Source organism: Pseudomonas palleroniana, from assembly GCF_022836895.1.
GTDB classification, from domain to species: Bacteria; Pseudomonadota; Gammaproteobacteria; order Pseudomonadales; family Pseudomonadaceae; genus Aquipseudomonas; species Aquipseudomonas palleroniana.
In genome coordinates this window covers 6,027,103-6,046,953 of record NZ_CP092411.1, presented here as the reverse complement: position 1 = coordinate 6,046,953, position 19,851 = coordinate 6,027,103, and the positions used below count along the sequence as shown (strand labels likewise).

Below are 19,851 nucleotides of genomic sequence, written 5' to 3'. Positions count from 1 at the left end.
AAGCGCGACATATAGCCGCCGCAAATCCCTGTTTTGTCACAGTTTTGACTTGTCCCCATCGGCTGTGGAACCGGCTGTGGGTAACGTGGGAGTAGCTGGCTGAAAGCCTTTAACGGCGTGGCCTGCAGTGCGTCGATTGTTTTTTGATCAGGGACTTTTTCGCGACCGCCCAAGGGGTTTGTCAACCTGTTTAAAGACACAGGTATATGACCGTTTTGTGTTGATCAAACCTGTGGATAAGTCTGTGATTAAACTCTGGAAAGACCGCCGCAGAGGCCGAAATGACTGGCCTGGAGCCATCGCTCGAACTTTTTCCTTCAACCAGGGCCTACATACGCCTTGGTCCAGGTCAAGCAAAAAACTTTCTAAAACTCCCTGGAGCCCTTGTATTGAGCGGCCTGAGCGGTTTTTTACTTGCCCCCAAAGACTGTGGGTGCAGTTGTGGATAACCTGCGTGCATATGGCTGCAGGCCACGGTTTGTAAGGGTTTGCTGGGGTTGGTTAAAAAGTGATCAACTGTGCGTGAAGTTGTTTGCTTAATGGTTGCTGCAACGTCGGGGTAAGGGCATTCTGCTGGCAACTTTTTTCCCGATGCCCGCAAGGAGAACACCATGTCCGACACGCTGTTTATTACCGGCGCCACTTCAGGTTTTGGCGAAGCTTGTGCCCGTCGTTTTGCCGACGCCGGCTGGAAATTGGTGCTCACGGGGCGTCGTGCCGACCGCTTGAACGCGCTGGTCGAAGAGCTTTCCAAGCAGACTGAAGTACATGGCCTGGTGGTGGACGTACGGGACCGCAAGGGCATGGAAGACGCCATCGCCAACCTGCCGCCGTCGTTCGCCAAGCTGCGCGGGCTGATCAACAACGCCGGCCTGGCCGTGGGCACCGATCCTGCGCCCAAGTGCAACCTCGACGATTGGGAAACCATGGTCGACACCAACATCAAAGGCCTGTTGACCACCACCAACCTGCTGTTGCCACGCTTGATCGCCTACGGGCGTGGCGCCGGCATCATCAACCTGGGCTCCATCGCCGGTAACTACCCGTACCCGGGCAGCCATGTGTATGGCGGTTCCAAGGCATTCGTGAAGCAGTTTTCGCTGAACCTGCGCTGCGACCTGCAAGGCACTGGCGTGCGTGTGACCAACATCGAGCCGGGCCTGTGTGAGAGTGAGTTCTCGCTGGTGCGCTTCGGCGGTGACCAGGCACGGTACGACGCTACCTATGCGGGTGCCGAGCCGATCCAGCCGCAGGACATTGCCGATACCATTTTCTGGGTGTTGAACACGCCGGCGCATGTGAACATCAACCGCCTGGAGCTGATGCCGGTGAGCCAGACCTGGGCGGGTTTTGCGATTGAGCGCGGGGCCAAGTAAGGCGTCAGACCGTGTCGCGGCTATCGGGAGCAAGCCCCCTCCCACACTTGACCGTATTTCAAAGTTGAAACTCAGTCGAATGTGGGAGGGGGCTTGCCCCCGATGGCGTCAAATCGGCCAAAACACGACATAAGGTACACTCCACCCCTGAAAACCCCTCCGCACTGTGCGGTTTAAAGGTTTTGACGGGAGGAAATGTGAGTAACCGAGGTGAGCAGGCACTGCTCAAACAATCGACCATCCTGATGTTCGCCGTTGCGATCGCCGGGATTGTCACTGGTGTGATTTCTGGCGCCCAATCCATTCTATTCGACGGCTTTTTCTCGCTGATCGCCACCGCCATCAAGGTGTTGATGCTGATCACGGCCAAGCTGATCGCGAAAAAAAGCAACGAGCGTTTCCAGTTCGGTTATTGGCACCTGGAGCCGATGGTGCTGCTGATCGAAGGCAGCTTCCTGCTGCTGATCGCCATCTACGCGTTTCTCAACGGTGTGTTCGGCATTATCAATGGCGGGCGTGAGATCGAGTTGGGGCTGGTGATCCTCTATGCGGCGGTGTTTACCGTCGTCGAGTTCGCCTACTTTTTTTACGTGCGCTATCGCAATCGCCGGCTGAAATCGTCACTGATCCAGTTCGATAACATCAGTTGGCTGGTGGACGCGATGCTGTCGGTGGGCTTGTTGATCAGCTTTCTCGCTGCCCTGTTGCTCAAGTCCCAGGGCTATGGCGAGTGGGCGGTGTATGTCGACCCATTGATTCTGATCCTGCTGGCCCTGAGCATGCTGGCCCCGGCCTTGAAGATCCTGCGCCCGGCGCTGCGCGAGGTGCTGGGGATCGCACCGGACCAGTTGGACGACACCGTGCGCGAAGTGATGGACGCGGCGCAGGCCCGACATGGTTTCGACGACTACGTGTCTTACGTACAGAAGCACGGGCGTGCACGGTTTATCGAGATTCATGTGGTACTGCCGGCGGATTACCCGGTGGATAACATCGCGACGCTGGATCGGCTGCGCGAAGAGATATCCACAGGGCTCGGCACGCCGGATGCGGCGCGCTGGCTGACGATCAGCTTTACCGCAGATCGCAAGTGGATTGCATGAGGCCCTGGTAGCAGGTCGCCAAGTGGTAGGGCGTGGTCGACGGCATGTCCCGTCGGCTCACGTCGCCCTTGGCATCCAGGCATTCATGCCAGCCTTTGTCATGCAGGAAGTGTTGTTGCAGCGCCAGCAACTGGCGTAGCAACACTGCCTCACTGCCCGGTCGCAGGGTCAGGGCCCGCAGGTATTCGGCCTGGGCCCAGATCCGTTGGGTGCCGTCGCGCACATGGCCGTCGAGGGCAAGCATGCCGCTGACCGCGCCGCTGGCTTTATCCACACCCTTGAGTTCGGCGTAGGCAAATGCCCGCGACAACGCTGCATGCAGCGGCGTGCCGCGCAGTACGGGTGAAGACTCCAGCAAAAAGAACCATTCGAACTGGTGCCCCGGCTCAAACCAGTTATCCACAGCTCCCAGCGGTTTTTCCATCATCACGCCGTGCTGAGGATCGATAAAGCGCTTGTGCAGCGCACCTGCCAAATCCAGCAGCGCATCTTGGGTGACTGCATCTTCACGCACCGCCAGCGTCGCGAGGAAGCCTTCGGCGAGGTGCATCAGCGGGTTTTGCAACGGGCCGGATTTGAGGGATGACCAGTTGCGCTCCAAGACCGCTTCGTACAGGCCGTCGCCGGTAGCGAAACGTTCGGCGACCACTGACAGGGCGGCATCCAGCACGGATTCGACCAACGGCTCGCGCACCTTGGCCCAGTAGTGGGCGCAGGCGAAGATGATGAAGGCGTGGGTGTACAGGTCTTTGCGCTTGTCCAGCGGCTGGCCGGTCGGGTCGATGCTGTAGAACCAGCCACCGTGCTCGGCGTCATGGAAATGCCGTTGCAGGGAGCGGAACAGCGCCGCTGCACGCTCTTGGGCAAAGGCGGCGCCCGGCTCGCCGATCAGGCTGGCGAACAGGTACAACTGCCGGGCGCAGGCCATGGCGCGGTAGCGTTGCGGGGGCAGTGGCCGGTGATCGGCGTCCAGCGCCTCGTAGGGCAGCGCCAAGTCGGCATTCCAGCCCGGGCCTTGCCAGAGTGGCACGATCAGGTCATGGAAGTGCGTGAGCACAGAATTCAAGGAGGGTTGGGAAGCGATGGGCATCAGCTGGCGTCGTCACGGCAGGGGTGTAGGCGCGCATGGTAGCAGGCTTGGGTTCTGTGGTGTCCGGTCTACCGCTATCGGGAGCAAGCCCCCTCCCACACTAACGGTGTTCAAAGTTGGAACCGTGTCGAGTGTGGGAGGGGGCTTGCTCCCGATGACGCCTATACAGGCACTGCAATATTCAGCCGGCGAGCAGCCAAACCCCCGTCGCCGCCGATGCCGCACCGGCGACTCGCACCAACGGCGCGGCCGCCGCCGGCAGGAAGCGCACCACCGCATAACCGGCAGCGTGCAGGGCAGCGGTCGCACCGACGAACCCTGCCGCATACGCCCAAGGGCTGGACATATCCGGCAGTTCCAAGCCATGCGCCACGCCATGGAACAACGCAAACAGCGCCGTCGCCCCCACGGCCACGAACAATGGCGGCCGCACCGCCAGTGCAACGGCCAGGCCCAATGCCAGCACCGAGGCGGCAATCCCGCTTTCCAGTGCCGGCAACTGCAGCCCTTCGAAGCCCAGCAAGCCACCTATCAGCATGGTGCCGACAAAGGTACAAGGCAGTGCCCAGCGCGCATTGCCTGTTTGCTGCGCTGCCCATAGGCCGACCGCAACCATGGCCAGCAAATGGTCGATACCGCCCAGTGGGTGGCTGATGCCGGCCACCAGGCCATTGTCGCCATGGCCCGGGTGGGCGAAGGCGAGGGCGGGGGCCAGCAGCAGGCTGGCGGCGGCGAAAAGTTTCTTGAGGCTCATAACAGGCTCCTTAAAGGGATGATCAGGCGGCGGTCAGCAAACCCTGACGTTCGATAAAGGCGACGATGTCATCCAGGCCGACGCCGGTTTTCTGGTTGCTGAACACAAAGGGTTTACCGTTGCGCATCCGCTGGGTGTCGCTGTTCATCAGCTCCAGCGAGGCGCCCACCAGCGGCGCCAGGTCGATCTTGTTGATCACCAGCAAGTCGGATTTGCAGATGCCCGGCCCGCCTTTGCGCGGCAGTTTGTCGCCGGCGGACACATCGATGACATAGATGGTCAGGTCCGACAGTTCCGGGCTGAAGGTCGCCGACAGGTTGTCGCCGCCGGACTCCACCAGGATCAGGTCCAGGCCAGGAAAGCGACGGTTGAGCTGGTCCACCGCTTCCAGATTGATCGAGGCATCTTCACGAATCGCCGTGTGCGGGCAGCCGCCGGTTTCCACGCCGATGATGCGCTCAGGCGCCAAGGCTTGGTTGCGTACCAGGAAGTCGGCGTCTTCGCGGGTATAGATATCGTTGGTGACCACCGCCAGGTTGTAGCGGTCGCGCAGCGCGAGGCACAGGGCCAGGGTCAGCGCGGTCTTGCCGGAGCCCACCGGGCCACCGATGCCGACACGCAGGGGTTGTGTGTTCATGTGTCTCTCCAAAATAAACCGTTCCTAGGAACGGAACAGGCGGCTGTACTGGCGTTCGTGGGCCATACACGCCAGGGACAGGCCGAACGCGGCGCTGCCGAAGTGGTTGGGGTCGATATGCGTGGCATCCTGCTGGGCTTGTTGCAGCAACGGCAGCAGTTCGCTGGTCAGGCGTTGAGCGGCCTGCTGCCCCAGGGGCAGGGTTTTCATCAGCACGGCTAATTGGTTTTCCAGCCAGCTCCACAGCCAGGCGGCGAGGGCGTCGTCGGGGCTAATGTGCCAGGCGCGTGCCGCCAGCGCCCAGCCCAAGGCCAGATGCGGTTCGGCGCACGGCTCAAGAAATGTACGGGCGGCGGCATCCAGCTCGGGCAGGCCGTTGAGCAGTTGTTGCAGGGAATAGCCCATCTGGCGGCTTTCCTGATACAGCTCGCGGGTCTCACGGCTGGCGCGATGTTCTTCGCATAGCTGCGTGAGGCGCGACCAATCCTGTGCGGCGGCAGCGTTGCAATGGGCGAGCAGCAGCGGTGCTTCGAAGCGGGCGAGGTTAAGCAGCAACTGGTCGCTGATCCATCGCTGGGCGCTGGCCGCATCCTTCACACGGCCATTTTCCACGGCCATTTCCAGGCCCTGGGAATAGCTGTAGCCGCCAATCGGCAATTGCGGACTGGCCAGGCGCAGCAAGGCCCAGGCTGGGTTCATGGGCGCACGCCGAACTGGTGCAGTTTGGGCGGGTAGTTGAAATCCTCATCGCCATGGCGCGAGTGGTGATGGCCACCGCCGTAGGCACCGTGCTCCGGCTGAAAGGGCGCTTCGATGGTTTGCGTCTGCGCCCCCAGTTGTTCGAGCATGGCCTTGAGCACGTAGTCATCGAGCAGACGCAACCAGCCGTCCCCGACCTGCAGCGCCACATGGCGGTTGCCCAGGTGGTAAGCCGCCCGCGTCAGTTCAAAGGCACTGCTGCAAGTGACGTGCAGCAGTTGTTCAGGCCTGGCGCACACGCGTACGACGCGTCCGTCTTCGGCCTGCAGGAATTCGCCATCGTGCAACGGGGGCTGGCCACGCTCCAGGAAAAGGCCGACGTCTTCACCGTCGGCACTGAAACAGCGCAGGCGGCTTTTGCTGCGCGCTTCAAAATTCAGCAGCAACTCGGCGGCCCAGAGGGCTTGGGGGGCGATTCGGCGGTGGATCACCAGCATCAGAAAGCTTCCGGCTAAGAGCGATGAAACAGCTAGAGCAAGGGGCTTGCCAACCTGGATGGGAAGTAGGAATTGCCTGTAAGTAAGTACGGCGGCGCCACCTAATAGGGCGTCGGAATATTCTGAGAATGGTCCAATTTGGTGCGTTGATAGGCTTGGCGCACCCGTCATGGGCGTTTTCGGATTTGTCCTACAGGTACTCAGGATTTGCCGTTCAAGACGTTACCGACATGATCATTAGGCTGTGCGTCGTGTTTAATCCACTGCGACGTTCATCATGTTTAGATCATTGTGTTGTTTAGTACTCATCAGCCTGTCTTTTGTCATCTCATCGGCTTCGGCTTCGTTGCAGCCCCACCCCAGCTTCAGTACCTCGCTGAAGGAAACGGCAATCGACGATATCGTCGACCGCGCTCATGAACTATTGGGCACGCCGTACAAATGGGGGGGCACGTCAGTGCAACAGGGCTTCGATTGCAGCAGTTTCCTGGTCTACCTGTTCAAGACAGAAGCCCAGATCCAGATCCCCCGCACCACGGCCGCGATGCACCGCTCCTCGGCTCCAACCATCAAACGCAACGCCCTCAAGCCTGGCGACGCGGTGTTTTTCAAAGGCAATGGGCGCGGTCAGGTCAGCCATGTCGGCCTTTATATAGGCGAGGGTAAGTTCATCCATTCGCCGCGCACCGGCAAGAACATCCGCATCGACTCGTTGAGCAACCGCTACTGGAACAAGAACTACACCACGGCCAAGCGCTTTCACTCAGCGGGCTGATGGCGTCATTCGGTGCTGCCCAGGCCTTGCCAGTGCTTCAAGCCGATAAAGATAAAGCGCAATTGCTGGGTGATTTTCGCCTGGGGCGTGAGGTGCGCGGGCAACGCATGGGCAGGTGGGTCAATGATGTCGGGCAGGGTGGCGAAGACGCTCTTGACGATCAAGTCGGCCATCACATGCAAGCCTTCGGCATCCAGGTGTTGCAGCTTGGGCATCAGGGTGAGGTCCGCCGCCAGGTCGCGGGTGATGTCTTCGCGCAGTGCGCCGATGGCTTGGCGCACGGCCAGGCAACCACCGTATTGCTCGCGTGCCAGAAACAGGAACTGTGAGCGATTGGCCGACACCACGTCCAGAAAGATACGTACCGAGGCGTCAATAATGCCGCCCATCACGAATTCGTTGTGGCGTACCAGGCGAATCGTGGCGCGGAAGGTCTGGCCCACTTCACTCACCAACACCAGGCCAAGTTGGTCCATATCGGCAAAGTGGCGGTAGAAGCCGGTAGGCACGATCCCCGCCTTCTTGGCCACTTCGCGCAGGCTCAGGCTGCCAAACCCTCGGCCACCCTCCATCAGATGGCGGGCTGCATCCATCAGGGCGAGGCGGGTCTGTTGCTTCTGTTCGGCGCGGGGCAGCATGGGCGGGAGGGCTTAAGTCGGCAAGTACAGCGACGCACTCTAGCAAAAGCGCTTTGCCGGCGTCGAACTTGGCGAGAACAATGCGTGACGCGGTCTATATAAAAGCAAAAGCCCGATCGGCTGATCGGGCTTTTTTCTGGGCCACCACGGGCTTAGCTCTGTGCTTGATGCAGTTCTTGCAGGCGGTCTGCACCACCTTCAGCAACGCCGTCGGTGTAAGCACGTTTGTTAGCTTGTTCTGCGCCGCCTTCTACCAAACCTTTCTCTTGCAGGCGATCATAGCCACCTTCAGCAACGCCTTCGGTGTAGGCGCGTTTGTTGGCGTGTTCCGAACCGTTTTCAGCCACAGCGCCTTTGGCGTAGTCGCGATTTTCGTCTTCTTGCGAACCGCTGCGGGCCAGGGTTTGGCTGGATTGCACGGCTTGGGCTTTATTCTGTGGAGTCGCTTGTTCGGCGGCTGGCAAGGCAAAAGCACTGGAAGCCAGGACGGACAGCAGTACGGTAGCGAGTATTTGGCGTTTCATGATAGTTGCTCCTTGGGAGGGCGATAAATTGGGTACAGGGCTAATGCTACTCTTGATAAGTCGATATAAAAGTTCATAAACACAATGGTAATAATCAACGGAATTGATTGTTCCGTGCAGAGGCTCTAGCGCGGGCCTCTCAAGCCCGCGCTTTTGCACCGTGGTGGGTATTTTCGACACGAACACGGGTAACAATGGTGCGCCGTTGATGATGGAAATTGCCTGTTCGGTCAGAAAAATAGCTTTTTGCGGCTAAAACCGCAGGCCGGTTAAACCCCCAGGCGGTTTGCCAGTCACAGCTTTATAAGCGGCTCCAAAGGAGCCGCCTTGCCAGTCGTATTCAGGAGTCCTGTGCAATGACGCGCACTCGTAAAATTGTGGTTTGGAGCTGCGCCAGCTTCGTTCTGTTAATCGCCGTGGTGGTAATGGTCCTGGCATTCTTTGACTGGAACCGCATCAAGCCGCCCCTCAATGCCAAAGTCTCCGAAGAACTGCATCGCCCGTTCGCCATCAACGGCAACCTCGCGGTGGTGTGGCAGCGTGAGCCCGATGAAGGCGGTTGGCGCGCCTGGGTACCGTGGCCTCATGTGATCGCCGAAGACCTGACCCTGGGCAACCCCGACTGGTCGAAAAAGCCGCAAATGGTCACGCTCAAGAAAGTCGAGTTGCGTATTTCGCCGCTGGCGTTGCTGGTGCAGCGCGTGCTGATCCCGCGTATCGACCTCACTGAGCCGAGTGCCGACTTGCAACGCCTGGCCGATGGCCGCGCCAACTGGACGTTCAAGTTCGACCCCAAGGATCCGAATGCCGAACCTTCGAGCTGGGTGGTGGACATTGGTGCCATCGGCTTCGACAAAGGCCATGTGACCCTTGACGACCAAACCCTCAAGACCCAGCTGGACGTCATCATCGATCCGCTTGGTAGACCCATTCCTTTCGGTGAGATCGTCGGCGATGCCGATGCCAAGAAGGCCCTGGAAAAAGGCTCGGCGCCCCAGGACTATGCGTTCGGGCTCAAGGTCAAAGGCCAGTATCACGGCCAGAAACTCGACGGCACCGGCAAGATCGGTGGCCTGCTGGCGTTGCAGGACGCCGCCAAGCCATTCCCGTTGCAGGCTCAGGTGCAGGTGGCCGACACCCGTATAGCGCTGGCCGGCACCCTCACCGATCCGCTGAACCTCGGCGCCCTCGACCTGCGCCTGAAACTCTCCGGCAGCAGTTTGGGCAACCTGTACCCGTTGACCGGCGTAACCCTGCCGGACTCCCCGGCCTATTCCACCGACGGCCATCTGATCGCCAAGCTGCATGAAGCCAGCGGCGCGTCCTTTCGCTACGAAAACTTCAACGGCAAGATCGGCAACAGCGATATCCACGGCGACCTGGGCTATGTAGCCAGCCAGCCACGGCCAAAGCTCACGGGCACTTTGCTCTCCAACCAACTGTTGATGGCCGACCTCGCGCCCTTGATCGGCGCGGACTCCAATGCCAAGCAGAAAGCCCGTGGCGGCGCGAGCAAGCAGCCGGCAACGAAGGTCCTGCCGGTGGAAGAGTTCCGCACCGACCGCTGGCACGATATGGATGCCGACGTGGAGTTCACCGGCAAACGCATCGTGCACAGTGCCGATCTGCCCTTCACCGACCTCTATACGCATCTGGTGCTCAATGACGGCCAGCTCAGCCTCGAACCCCTGCGTTTCGGCGTGGCGGGCGGCAAGTTGGATGCGCAAATTCGCCTGAACGGCCGCACCACACCGATGGAAGGCCGCGCCAAACTCACCGCGCGCAACTTCAAGCTCAAGCAGTTGTTCCCCACCTTCGAACCGATGAAAACCAGCTTTGGTGAACTCAACGGCGACGCGGATATTGCCGGGCGCGGCAACTCCGTGGCAGCGCTGCTGGGCACCTCCAATGGCGACCTGAAGATGTTGATCAACGATGGTGCCATCAGCCGTGGCCTGATGGAGATCGCAGGGCTTAACGTGGGCAATTACGTGGTGGGTCGCTTGTTCGGCGACAAGGAAGTGAAGATCAATTGCGCGGCGGCCGATTTCGGCATCAAGACCGGCTTGGCGACCACGCGGCTGTTTGTGTTCGATACCGAGAACGCCATCATCTACATCGATGGCACGGCGAATATGACCACGGAGCAGTTGGACCTGACCATCACGCCGGAATCGAAAGGCTTCCGCCTGTTCTCCCTGCGTTCACCGTTGTACGTCAATGGGCCGTTCATCAAGCCCAACGCCGGGGTAAAGGCCATTCCGCTGGCCTTGCGTGGAGCGGGGATGGTGGCGCTGGGTGTGATCGCGGGGCCCGCTGCGGGGTTGCTGGCGTTGGTTGCACCGAGCGGTGATGAACCCAACCAGTGCGCGCCGTTGCTGCAGCAGATGAAGGAAGGCAAGGCGCCGAAAACCGTAAAAGGTTAAGGCTCCAATATCCTTCCCAAATGTGGGAAGGGGGCTTGCTCCCGATGACGGTGAGTCAGTCAATTGCGATATCGACTGATTCACCCTCATCGGGAGCAAGCCCCCCTCCCACAGAGACAGCGTTAAGCCTTAACTGACTGGCATTAAGGCAAACCCCCTCCCATATTGGCCATGCATGTTGCCGGGTTACAGGCTTTCCAGAATGTCGGCCATGTCATCGGCATGCTCTTCTTCCTGGGCGAGGATTTCTTCGAAGAGGCGGCGGGTGGTCGGGTCTTTATCGCCGATGTACTGGATGATTTCGCGGTAGCTGTCCACCGCGATACGCTCGGCCACCAGGTCTTCGTAGACCATCTCTTTCAGCGAGTTGCCGGCCACGTACTGGGCGTGGGAGTTTTTCGTCAGCAGGTCCGGGTTGAACTCCGGCTCACCGCCCAACTGCACAATGCGTTCGGCAAGTTTGTCGGCGTGCTCGGCTTCCTGGGTCGCGTGTTCAAGGAATTCATCGGCGGCAACGGAGGCTTTGATACCGCTGGCCATGAAGTAGTGACGCTTGTAGCGCAGTACGCAGACCAATTCAGTGGCCAACGAGGCGTTGAGCAAGCGGATGATTTCTTCGCGGTCGGCATCGTAGCCTTCGGTGACGGCACCGTTTTCGACGTTCTGGCGGGCGCGGCTGCGCAAGGTGGCGACGTCGGTCAAGTTTGCTTGGGTCATCTCGATCTCCTGGTACTAATCCGGTGTTGCGCCACGCTCTGCCGGCGTGATCGCGTCCAGTTGTGAGTCCCAGGCAAGGGCAAAAGTTTTATCGGATTTGCGCCGACTTCACTTCTTCTTGCATCCATTGGAAAAACGCTCGCACGGGGGGATGCCGCTCGCGCCCCGGTACGCAAAGCGCGCTGTAACCGGCGCCGTCGACGCTGACGTCGGGGCGATAAGGCACCAGCAAGCCGCTGGCGATACTTTCCGACACGAGGATATTGCTTGCCAGTACCAAGCCCTGGCCGGCAATCGCTGCCTGTAGCGCATAGTGTTCTTCGTCGTATTCGCGCAATGGCGAAGCATGCGCCAGCCATTGCTCCCCGGCTTTGTCGCACCAGGCTTGCCAACCCAGGGCGTAGAGCTTGGAGTTATGCCAGCGCACGCTGATCAACGTCGGCACCTGGCTGCCGGCCCGCGCCACCTGCTCAGGGGAGCCATACACCGCAAAGTGTTCATCGAACAGGCACTGGCCATACAGCTGCGGGTAGTCGCCGAGGCTGTAGCGAATCACCAGATCGATGCTGGCATCCTGCTGCAGGTCGACGACTTCGCATTGGGTGTCCAGGCGCAGGTTGATATCCGGATGAGCGGCATAGAAGCGGCCCAGGCGAGGCACCAGCCATAGCGCGGCAAAGGCCGGTGTCGTCGACACCGTGAGCTGCCCGGCGCTGCGTTGCGGGCGCAAGCTGTCCAGGCTTTGCGCCACATCCAGCAAGGCGCCGTGCAGGCTGTGAAACAGCCGCTCGCCGCCTTCGGTCAGGCGCACCTGGCGCGGCAAGCGTTCGAACAGCGCAAGGCCCAGCCAGGTTTCCAGTGAGCGAATCTGATGGGACACCGCCGTAGGCGTTACCGCCAGTTCCTCGGCGGCCGCCTTGAAGCTCAACAGGCGCGATGCGGATTCAAACGTACGCAGGGCGGTCAGGGGCAGGGCAGCGAACATTTGGGCTCCATGGGTGAAATGTATTCATCCGGATTAACTATTGCTCATTTGTCGGTGGGCACGCTCGATTTTAGATTGGCGAGCATAAAGGCGCCATCCAGGTTGCCTGAGTGTACCCTCTGAAGGTTTGCATAGATGAAAAAAATGCTTGTTATACACGCCAGTCCACGCGGTGAGCGCTCCCATTCCCGGCGCCTGGCCGAGTCGTTCCTCACCGCTTGGCAAGCCGCCAACCCCGACGCTCGCCTGACCCGTCGCGAAGTCGGACGGGCCTTTATTCCCCACGTCACCGAAGCCTTCGTCGCGGCGAATTTCTACCCTGAGCGGCAAGCGTTGCCGAAAGTGATGAAGGCTGATTTGCAATTGAGCGACGAACTGGTCGGTGAACTGATCGAACACGAGCTGCTGGTAATTTCCATGCCGCTGTACAACTTCGGCGTACCCAGCGGGCTCAAGGCCTGGATCGATCAAATCGTGCGTCTGGGCCTGACCTTCGACATCACGCAAGACAGCCAGGGCATCGCCCAGTACCAGCCGTTGCTCAAGGGCAAGCGCGCATTGATCATCACCAGCCGCGGCGGCAATGGGTTTGGACCGGGCGGTGAATACGAATGGATGAACCATGCCGACCCGCACCTGCGCACGGTGCTGGGTTATATCGGTATCGATGATGTGCGGGTGATTGCCGCCGAGGGCGAAGAGTCGGACAAGCGTGTATTCCTGCGCGCCTGTGACGAAGCCGAGCGCCAACTGCATGACCTGGCCGGGCATTTCTGAACCCCCTGACAGTCACGGGGCGGTCATATCGATTGGACTAGGATGGTGTTATTGCCGACACGATCAGGATATGCGCTCCATGCCCGACTCCCTCGCCACGCGTTACCCCCTGGTATTGGTCCCCGGCATGCTGGGCTTTGTGCGCCTGGGCGGGTTTCCATACTGGTACGGCATAGTCCCGGCGCTGCAGGCGGGCGGGGCGCAGGTCTTTCCTGTGCAAGTCGCGCCGCTCGATTCCAGCGAGGTGCGCGGCGAGCAATTGCTGGTGCACATCGAGCGCATTCGCCGTGAGACCGGCGCCGACAAGGTCAACCTGATCGGCCACAGCCAGGGCGCGCTCACTGCTCGCTATGCAGCGGCCAAGCACCCGGAATGGGTGGCATCGGTGACCTCGGTGGCCGGCCCCAACCACGGCTCGGAACTGGCCGACCATTTCCATCTCCATTACCCGCCCGAGGGTGTAAAAGGTCGCATCATCAGCGCGCTGTTTCATCTGGTCGCCTGGGGCATGGGCGCGCTGGAGACCGGCTATCGCGGGCCGCGCTTCAAGGCGGATCTGCGCGCCTCGCATCAGTCACTGACTAGCGAGGGCGTAACGCTGTTCAACCGTCAGTACCCACAGGGGCTACCCCAGGCATGGGGCGGCCAGGGCCCGGAGGAGGTCAACGGTGTGCGCTATTACTCGTGGTCGGGCACCTTGCAGCCGGGCATCACCGACCGGGGACGCAACCTGTTCGACGGGAGCCATCGAAGCTGCCGCTTGTTCGCCCGCAGCTTTGTGCGGGAAAAGGGCCAGTGCGACGGCATGGTCGGGCGCTACAGCTCGCACCTGGGGGTGGTGATCGGTGACGACTATGCCTTGGATCACTTCGATATCGTCAACCAATCCATGGGCCTGGTGGGCAAGGGTGCTGAGCCTATCCGCTTGTTTGTCGAGCATGCGCGGCGCTTGAAGGATGCCGGGGTTTAAAGCGTGATGAGTTCAGGCCGCCCTGACCGGTGTGGTCCAGCGCTCCGACAGAATCACCCCACCCAACGTCAGCAAACCGCCCACCAAGTGATACAGCGCCAACTCTTCCTTCAATACCAACGCTGCGATCAGCGCCGTGATCAACGGCAGCAGGTTGAAAAACAGCGTGGTGCGGCTGGGGCCCAGGGTCTTCACCGAGTGCATCCAGGCCAACGGCGCGAGCATCGAAGCCAGCAAGCAGGCGTACAGCACCAGTGGAATATTCGCCCAGCCCAAGCCGGCCTTGGCCGAGAACAGGAACAGCGGAAACAGCACTACCACGGCCACCAGCACTTGCAGATACAGCAACACCAGCGGTGGCAGGCGCAATTGCCATTTTTTCAACAGGGTGCTGTAGACCGCGTAGGCGAGCGTGGCCACCAGCATCATGCCGTCGCCCAGGTTGACCCCATGTTGCAGCAGCGCGCCCAGGCTGCCGGCCGATACCACCACGACCACGCCGGCAAATGACAGCACCGCACCGGTAAGGGCGCCGAATGTGAGACGCTGGCCGAGGCTGATGATCGCGGCGGTCAGTGCCATCAACGGCATCAACGACAAGATGATGCCCATGTTGGTCGCGCTCGTCAGGGACGCTGCGTAGTACGCCAGGCTCTGGTACACGGCCATGCCGAGCACGCCGAGGATAAAGACCTTGCCCAGGTTCGGGCGGATGTTCGACCAATGGGCAATCACCGGCTTGAGCATGAACGGGGTGAACAACAGTGCCGCCAGCAGCCAGCGATAAAAGCCGATCTCCGACGGGAAAATCGAGCCCACGGCCAGTTTGTTGACCACGGTGTTGCCGGCCCAGATAAAAATGGCCAGCAGGGGATACGCGTATTGCATCGAGAGAAACCTGGTGTATTGACGAGGCGCGATTATCCGCTGTCTGGATAGCGGCTTATACTGCAAACCAGACAACCGACCCTTGTATCCAGACAACATGGCCAGACATACCGTACGCCTCGCGGATTTCCGCCAGCTGCCAAGCCCCGTGTACTTCCGTTACTCCGATTTCGCCCCCGATACCGAGTGCACCCCACACGAGCACTTCTGGGGATCGCTGGATTATTCCGCCAGCGGCGTCATGCGCATGGAGGTGGCGGGCAGCCGCTTCATGTCGCCCCCGCAGTATGCGGTGTGGGTGCCGCCGCATACCGAGCACAGTTCCTACAATGCCGAGGCGATCGTCTACCATTCGGTGGGCCTGGCCCCGGAGCTTTGTGAGCAGCTACCCGCGCAGCCGTGCACCCTGGCCATCAGTGACATTCTCAAGGCCATCCTGCGCGATTTCGCCCAGCGCGGCGTCAATATCCCGCAGGCCGACGCTGATATTCGCCTGGCCCAGGTGCTGGTGGACCAGCTCAAGCAAGCACCGATCCACGATTGCTTTCTGCCTTACGCACGCCATCCCGGGCTGTTGAGTGTGTTGGAAGGCATGCAAGCCGAGCCCGGCGATAATCGGCCGTTGGCACAATGGGCCGAGCATGTGCACGTCAGTGAGCGCACCCTGGCGCGGCAATTTGTGCGGGAGTTGGGCATGAGCTTCGGTGAGTGGCGCCAGCGTCTGCGCTACCTGGCCGCCATCGAGGCGCTGGACAGCGAACGCAGTGTGCAACACGTCGCTTTTGACCTCGGCTACAGCACCGCGTCGGCCTTCATCGCCATGTTCCAGCGCCACGCCGGTTGCACGCCGGAGCAGTACCGTCGGTCAAATATTCGCGGACGCTGAAGATGTAACAGGTTTTGGCTACACTGCTCGTAGGCCGTGCCCCTTCGGCACGGTAACAGGGAGAAAACTCCATGAAGATGTTGCGTGTTCCGCTGTTGATGATCGGTTTGTTGCTGTGTTCCCAGAGCTTTGCCGAGACCGCTCAGCAAAACAAAATGACCACCTGTAACGCCGATGCCACCACCAAGGCGCTCAAGGGCGATGAGCGCAAAGCCTTCATGAGCACATGCCTCAAGGCCGCCCCGGCTCCGGCTGCGAAAACCCTGACCCCTCAGCAGCAAAAGATGAAAGACTGCAACGCCACGGCGAAAACCCAGGCCTTGACCGGCGATGCGCGCAAGACTTTTATGAGCACTTGCCTGAAGAAGTAATAGCCCCAAGCCATAGAAGGCTGCGACACTCGCACACAGCCCTCTGCTGCCGGGACGAGCGACTTCGTTCCGGCGGCAACATCCTTTAACGTCGTTCGTTTTGAGGCTGTATGCCAACGTTTTCTCAGCGTCACGTATTGTTGCTGGTCAGTTGCATCATCATTTTCGGCGGGTTGCTGCTGGTCCTGCCATTGAAACTATTGCCTAGCCTGCTGGCGGGTTTGCTGGTGTATGAGCTGGTCAATATGCTCACCCCGCAATTGCAACGGCTGATCGAAGGGCGACGTGCGCGTTGGCTCGCGGTGGCCTTGCTCGGCACATTGATCGTCAGCGTTCTGACGCTGATCTTTGCCGGTGCCATCAGCTTCCTGCTCCACGAAGCGGAAAACCCCGGGGCTTCCCTCGACAAATTCATGGGCGTGGTCGACCGCGCACGCGGCCAGTTGCCGCCGTTCCTCGATGCCTACTTGCCCGCCAGCGCCGCCGAGTTCCGCGTGGCCATCGGCGATTGGCTGAGCAAACACCTGAGCGAACTGCAACTGGTGGGCAAAGATGCCGCCCACATGTTCGTCACCCTACTGATCGGTATGGTGCTCGGTGCGATTATCGCCTTGCAGCGCGTGCCCGACCTGACCAAACGCAAACCCCTGGCCGCCGCGCTGTTCGACCGTCTGCACCTGCTGGTCCAGGCGTTTCGCAACATTGTCTTCGCCCAGATCAAGATCGCCGCGCTCAACACCGCCTTCACCGCCGTGTTCCTGGCCGTGGTGCTGCCTTTGTGCGGCATCCACCTGCCGTTGACCAAGACCCTGATCGTACTGACCTTCCTGCTGGGCCTGCTGCCGGTGATCGGCAACCTGCTGTCCAACACCCTGATCACGATCGTGGCGTTGTCGCTGTCGATTTGGGTGGCGGTCGCGGCGTTGGGGTATCTGATCGTGATCCACAAGGTCGAGTACTTTCTCAACGCGCGCATTGTGGGCGGGCAGATCAGCGCCAAATCATGGGAGCTGCTGTTGGCGATGTTGGTATTCGAGGCGGCGTTCGGCTTGCCGGGCGTTGTAGCGGGGCCGATTTACTATGCGTATCTCAAGAGTGAGCTGAAGCTCGGGGGGATGGTCTAAGACTTGTGCTGTCTGGGCCGTCCCCATCGGGAGCAAGCCCCCTCCCACACTTTGACGAGTGTACACATTCAAGTGTGGGAGGGGGCTTGCTCCCGATGAGGGCGCCACGGTCTTCCAATTGAAACTCAGTAGCCGTACCGCTTGCTGGCTTCAATTGCCAGGCCACTGCCGATACTGCCGAAGATATTCCCTTCCACATGCCGCGCCTTCGGCAGCATCGCCGAGATGCTGTGGCGCAGTGCCGGAATACCGCTGGAACCGCCGGTAAAGAACACCGTGTCCACCTGCTCGACGCCTACGCAGGCGTCGTTGAGCAACTGCGTGACGCTACCGCGCACCCGCTCCAGCAGGCTGTCGATGGACGACTCGAACAAGGCACGGCTGAGGTCGACGCTCAGGCCTTTTTCGATGCGGTCCAGTGGCACATGGCGGCTCTCTTCGTGGGTCAGCTGGATCTTGGTCTCTTCTACTTCCATCGCCAACCAGTGGCCGGCGCGCTGTTCGATCAGCTTGAACAGCCGGTCGATGCCGCCGGTGTCTTCGATGTCGTAGCGCATGCTGCCCAGCGCCAGCTGGGATTTTTGCGAGTACACCGAGTTGATGGTGTGCCAGGTCGCCAGGTTCATGTGATGGCTGGTGGGCATATAGGCGCCGCTTTTCATGCGGCTGCCATAGCCGAACAACGGCATCATGCCGGCCAGCGACAGTTGCTTGTCGAAGTCGGTGCCGCCGATATGCACGCCGCCGGTGGCGAGGATGTCGGCGTGGCGATTATCGACGGTGCGGCGTTCCGGGCTCAGGCGCACCAGGGAAAAGTCTGAAGTACCGCCGCCGATGTCGACGATCAGCACCAACTCTTCTTTTTCGATGGTGGACTCGTAGTCGAATGCCGCCGCAATCGGTTCGTACTGGAACGAGACTTCCTTGAAGCCCAGCTTGCGCGCCACCTCCACCAGAGTGTCTTCGGCTTCTTTGTCGGCCAGCGGGTCGTCATCGACGAAGAACACCGGGCGGCCCAGCACAACTTCCTCGAACTCGCGGCCGGCGGTGGCTTCGGCGCGATTCTTGAGCTGGCCGATAAACAGGCCCAGCAAGTCCTTGAACGGCATCGCAGTGCCCAGCACGCTGGTGTCGTGCTTGATCAGCTTGGACCCCAGCAGGCTCTTGAGCGAGCGCATCAAACGGCCTTCGTAGCCTTCGAGGTATTCGTGCAGGGCCAGGCGGCCGTAGACCGGACGACGTTCCTCGATGTTGAAGAACACCACCGACGGCAGGGTAATCTTGTCGTCTTCCAGCGCGATGAGCGTTTCCATGCCGGGGCGGATCCAGCCGACGGTGGAGTTGGACGTGCCGAAGTCGATGCCGCAGGCACGGGCTGGGGATGGGCTGTTCATGTCTATCGGGTTCCGGTCGAAAAAACGGCCGCGCAGTGTATGCCAGTCGAAGGCGGATGCGTAGGCCAACTCTCTGCTAAATCATGCTTGAAAGTGCGCAATTTGCCCCCACATCTGCTGCATACGGCAAGCGCCGATAACACTTTGACGCACTCCCAGGCCACAAGACTCAACAGGTGCAAAGCAGCGCACATTGTGCCCCGGGCTGTGCGATCCCGATTTAGGATGGTGAACCGCCGATGGATTTCAAAGACTACTACAAGATATTGGGCGTTGAGCCGAGCGCGGACGACAAGGCAATCAAGGCCGCTTATCGCAAGCTCGCGCGCAAATATCACCCTGATGTGAGCAAGGAAAAAGACGCCGAGGAGAAATTCAAGGACGCGTCCGAAGCCTACGAGGCGCTCAAAAGCGCCGACAAACGTGCCGAGTACGATGAACTGCGCAAGTACGGCCAGCATGGCCAGCCGTTTCAGGGGCCGCCGGGCTGGCAGAGCCGTGGCGGTTTCGGCGGCGGCCAGGATGCGGGCGATTTTTCGGACTTCTTCAGCTCGATCTTCGGCTCGCGTGGCGACGCTTTCGGCGGTGGCCAGCGCCGACCTGCCGGGCGTAAAGGCCAGGACGTGGAGATGCAACTGACGGTGTCCCTCGAGGAGACGCTGTCTGCCGAGTCCAAGCAGATCAACTTCCAGGTGCCGCAATACGACGCCTCGGGCCGTCACGTCAGCAACACCACCAAGAGCCTGAATGTGAAGATTCCCGCCGGCGTGGCCGACGGCGAGCGCATCCGCCTCAAGGCGCAGGGCGCACCGGGTATTGGCGGCGGGGCCAATGGCGACCTGTACCTGATCATCAAGTTTGCACCGCACGCGAAGTTTGAAGTGGACGGCGAAAACCTGGTGATCAACCTGCCGCTGGCGCCCTGGGAATTGGCGCTGGGTGCCGAGGTGGCGGTGCCGACCCTCACCGGCAAGATCAACCTCAAGGTGCCGGCCGGCAGCCAGAATGGCCAGCGCATGCGCGCCAAGGGCCACGGTTTGCTGAACAAGGCCGGGCAGCGGGGTTACCTGTTCGTGCAGCTCAAGGCGGTGATGCCGAAGGCGGCTGACGATGAGGTCAAGGCGCTGTGGCAAGAGCTGGCGCAGAAAGCCGCGTTCAACCCGCGCGAAAACTTCTGACCCTCAGTGCAGCGCCCCGGCGGGGGCGCTGCATGGCGACAA

General features: G+C 60.6%; 21 protein-coding genes. 10 read left to right on the top strand and 11 right to left on the bottom strand.

Features of this window, described 5'->3' with window-relative positions:
- The first annotated feature begins 611 nt into the window (after positions 1 to 611).
- Positions 612 to 1,376, top strand: a complete 765-nt coding sequence (locus tag MJP36_RS27250) for an SDR family oxidoreductase (protein ID WP_090367112.1) — start codon at positions 612 to 614, stop codon at positions 1,374 to 1,376.
- Between the two features lie 197 nt (positions 1,377 to 1,573).
- Positions 1,574 to 2,479 carry a cation diffusion facilitator family transporter gene (locus tag MJP36_RS27245; RefSeq protein WP_060755077.1) on the top strand — a complete coding sequence of 302 codons (906 nt, stop codon included), beginning with the start codon at positions 1,574 to 1,576 and terminating at the stop codon, positions 2,477 to 2,479.
- Here MJP36_RS27245 and MJP36_RS27240 read toward each other — a convergent pair.
- The 5 genes from MJP36_RS27240 to ureE form a co-directional block, all read right to left on the bottom strand.
- Positions 2,451 to 3,569, bottom strand: a complete 1,119-nt coding sequence (locus tag MJP36_RS27240) for an AGE family epimerase/isomerase (RefSeq protein ID WP_244384515.1) — start codon at positions 3,567 to 3,569, stop codon at positions 2,451 to 2,453. The two genes, MJP36_RS27245 and MJP36_RS27240, sit on opposite strands and share 29 nt — an antisense overlap.
- 181 nt (positions 3,570 to 3,750) lie before the next feature.
- Positions 3,751 to 4,323, bottom strand: a complete 573-nt coding sequence (locus tag MJP36_RS27235; RefSeq protein ID WP_104995367.1) for a HupE/UreJ family protein — start codon at positions 4,321 to 4,323, stop codon at positions 3,751 to 3,753.
- Between the two features lie 22 nt (positions 4,324 to 4,345).
- Positions 4,346 to 4,960, bottom strand: coding sequence for an urease accessory protein UreG (gene ureG / locus MJP36_RS27230; RefSeq protein ID WP_003188109.1), 615 nt, complete (start codon positions 4,958 to 4,960; stop codon positions 4,346 to 4,348).
- Positions 4,961 to 4,984: 24 nt separating this feature from the next.
- Complete coding sequence (locus MJP36_RS27225; RefSeq protein WP_090367105.1) at positions 4,985 to 5,659, bottom strand: urease accessory protein UreF; 675 nt, start codon at positions 5,657 to 5,659, stop codon at positions 4,985 to 4,987.
- Positions 5,656 to 6,156: an urease accessory protein UreE gene (ureE, locus tag MJP36_RS27220; RefSeq protein WP_060755073.1), complete on the bottom strand. Its 501-nt coding sequence runs from the start codon at positions 6,154 to 6,156 to the stop codon at positions 5,656 to 5,658. The genes MJP36_RS27225 and ureE overlap by 4 nt, the downstream gene beginning before the upstream one ends.
- Positions 6,157 to 6,433: 277 nt before the next feature.
- Between ureE and MJP36_RS27215 the strand changes: the two genes are divergently transcribed.
- Positions 6,434 to 6,931: a C40 family peptidase gene (locus MJP36_RS27215; protein WP_090367103.1), complete on the top strand. Its 498-nt coding sequence runs from the start codon at positions 6,434 to 6,436 to the stop codon at positions 6,929 to 6,931.
- A gap of 5 nt (positions 6,932 to 6,936) precedes the next feature.
- On the opposite strand, the gene MJP36_RS27210 is transcribed toward MJP36_RS27215, so the two are convergent.
- Both MJP36_RS27210 and MJP36_RS27205 read right to left on the bottom strand, forming a co-directional pair.
- Positions 6,937 to 7,569, bottom strand: a complete 633-nt coding sequence (locus MJP36_RS27210; protein ID WP_090367101.1) for a TetR family transcriptional regulator — start codon at positions 7,567 to 7,569, stop codon at positions 6,937 to 6,939.
- Positions 7,570 to 7,721: 152 nt separating this feature from the next.
- Complete coding sequence (locus MJP36_RS27205; RefSeq protein ID WP_060755070.1) at positions 7,722 to 8,093, bottom strand: hypothetical protein; 372 nt, start codon at positions 8,091 to 8,093, stop codon at positions 7,722 to 7,724.
- A gap of 356 nt (positions 8,094 to 8,449) precedes the next feature.
- Between MJP36_RS27205 and MJP36_RS27200 the strand changes: the two genes are divergently transcribed.
- The gene (locus MJP36_RS27200; RefSeq protein ID WP_244384514.1) at positions 8,450 to 10,519 is read left to right on the top strand and encodes an AsmA family protein; all 2,070 of its coding nucleotides are present in this window, start codon (positions 8,450 to 8,452) and stop codon (positions 10,517 to 10,519) included.
- A gap of 186 nt (positions 10,520 to 10,705) precedes the next feature.
- Here the strand turns inward: MJP36_RS27200 and MJP36_RS27195 are convergent, their stop codons facing one another.
- Both MJP36_RS27195 and MJP36_RS27190 read right to left on the bottom strand, forming a co-directional pair.
- Entirely contained in the window at positions 10,706 to 11,236 is a 531-nt protein-coding gene (locus tag MJP36_RS27195; protein ID WP_060755068.1) for a ferritin-like domain-containing protein, read from the bottom strand.
- An 88-nt stretch (positions 11,237 to 11,324) separates the two neighbouring features.
- Complete coding sequence (locus MJP36_RS27190; RefSeq protein WP_244384513.1) at positions 11,325 to 12,221, bottom strand: LysR substrate-binding domain-containing protein; 897 nt, start codon at positions 12,219 to 12,221, stop codon at positions 11,325 to 11,327.
- Positions 12,222 to 12,356: 135 nt separating this feature from the next.
- Here MJP36_RS27190 and MJP36_RS27185 point away from each other — a divergent pair, with 135 nt between their 5' ends.
- Together MJP36_RS27185 and MJP36_RS27180 are read left to right on the top strand one after the other, a co-directional pair.
- Positions 12,357 to 12,998, top strand: a complete 642-nt coding sequence (locus tag MJP36_RS27185; protein WP_244384512.1) for an FMN-dependent NADH-azoreductase — start codon at positions 12,357 to 12,359, stop codon at positions 12,996 to 12,998.
- A 79-nt stretch (positions 12,999 to 13,077) separates the two neighbouring features.
- The gene (locus MJP36_RS27180) at positions 13,078 to 13,968 is read left to right on the top strand and encodes an esterase/lipase family protein (protein WP_244384511.1); all 891 of its coding nucleotides are present in this window, start codon (positions 13,078 to 13,080) and stop codon (positions 13,966 to 13,968) included.
- Positions 13,969 to 13,980: 12 nt separating this feature from the next.
- Here MJP36_RS27180 and MJP36_RS27175 read toward each other — a convergent pair whose 3' ends face one another.
- The gene (locus MJP36_RS27175) at positions 13,981 to 14,856 is read right to left on the bottom strand and encodes a DMT family transporter (RefSeq protein ID WP_060755064.1); all 876 of its coding nucleotides are present in this window, start codon (positions 14,854 to 14,856) and stop codon (positions 13,981 to 13,983) included.
- Positions 14,857 to 14,953: 97 nt separating this feature from the next.
- Here MJP36_RS27175 and MJP36_RS27170 point away from each other — a divergent pair, with 97 nt between their 5' ends.
- The 3 genes from MJP36_RS27170 (at position 14,954) to MJP36_RS27160 (ending at position 17,237) form a co-directional block, all read left to right on the top strand.
- On the top strand, positions 14,954 to 15,742 hold the full coding sequence (locus tag MJP36_RS27170; RefSeq protein WP_090367096.1) for an AraC family transcriptional regulator: 789 nt from the start codon (positions 14,954 to 14,956) through the stop codon (positions 15,740 to 15,742).
- Between the two features lie 71 nt (positions 15,743 to 15,813).
- The gene (locus tag MJP36_RS27165) at positions 15,814 to 16,113 is read left to right on the top strand and encodes a PsiF family protein (protein ID WP_060755062.1); all 300 of its coding nucleotides are present in this window, start codon (positions 15,814 to 15,816) and stop codon (positions 16,111 to 16,113) included.
- A 110-nt stretch (positions 16,114 to 16,223) separates the two neighbouring features.
- Positions 16,224 to 17,237 (top strand): AI-2E family transporter, encoded by a 1,014-nt coding sequence (locus MJP36_RS27160; RefSeq protein WP_090367095.1) that lies wholly within the window; start codon positions 16,224 to 16,226, stop codon positions 17,235 to 17,237.
- A 125-nt stretch (positions 17,238 to 17,362) separates the two neighbouring features.
- Here MJP36_RS27160 and MJP36_RS27155 read toward each other — a convergent pair whose 3' ends face one another.
- A complete protein-coding gene (locus MJP36_RS27155) occupies positions 17,363 to 18,631 on the bottom strand; it encodes an Hsp70 family protein (RefSeq protein WP_244384510.1) in 1,269 nt (422 codons plus the stop codon).
- 239 nt (positions 18,632 to 18,870) lie between these two features.
- On the opposite strand from MJP36_RS27155, the gene MJP36_RS27150 reads away from it, so the two are divergent.
- On the top strand, positions 18,871 to 19,809 hold the full coding sequence (locus MJP36_RS27150; RefSeq protein ID WP_090367094.1) for a DnaJ C-terminal domain-containing protein: 939 nt from the start codon (positions 18,871 to 18,873) through the stop codon (positions 19,807 to 19,809).
- Positions 19,810 to 19,851: the final 42 nt, after the last annotated feature.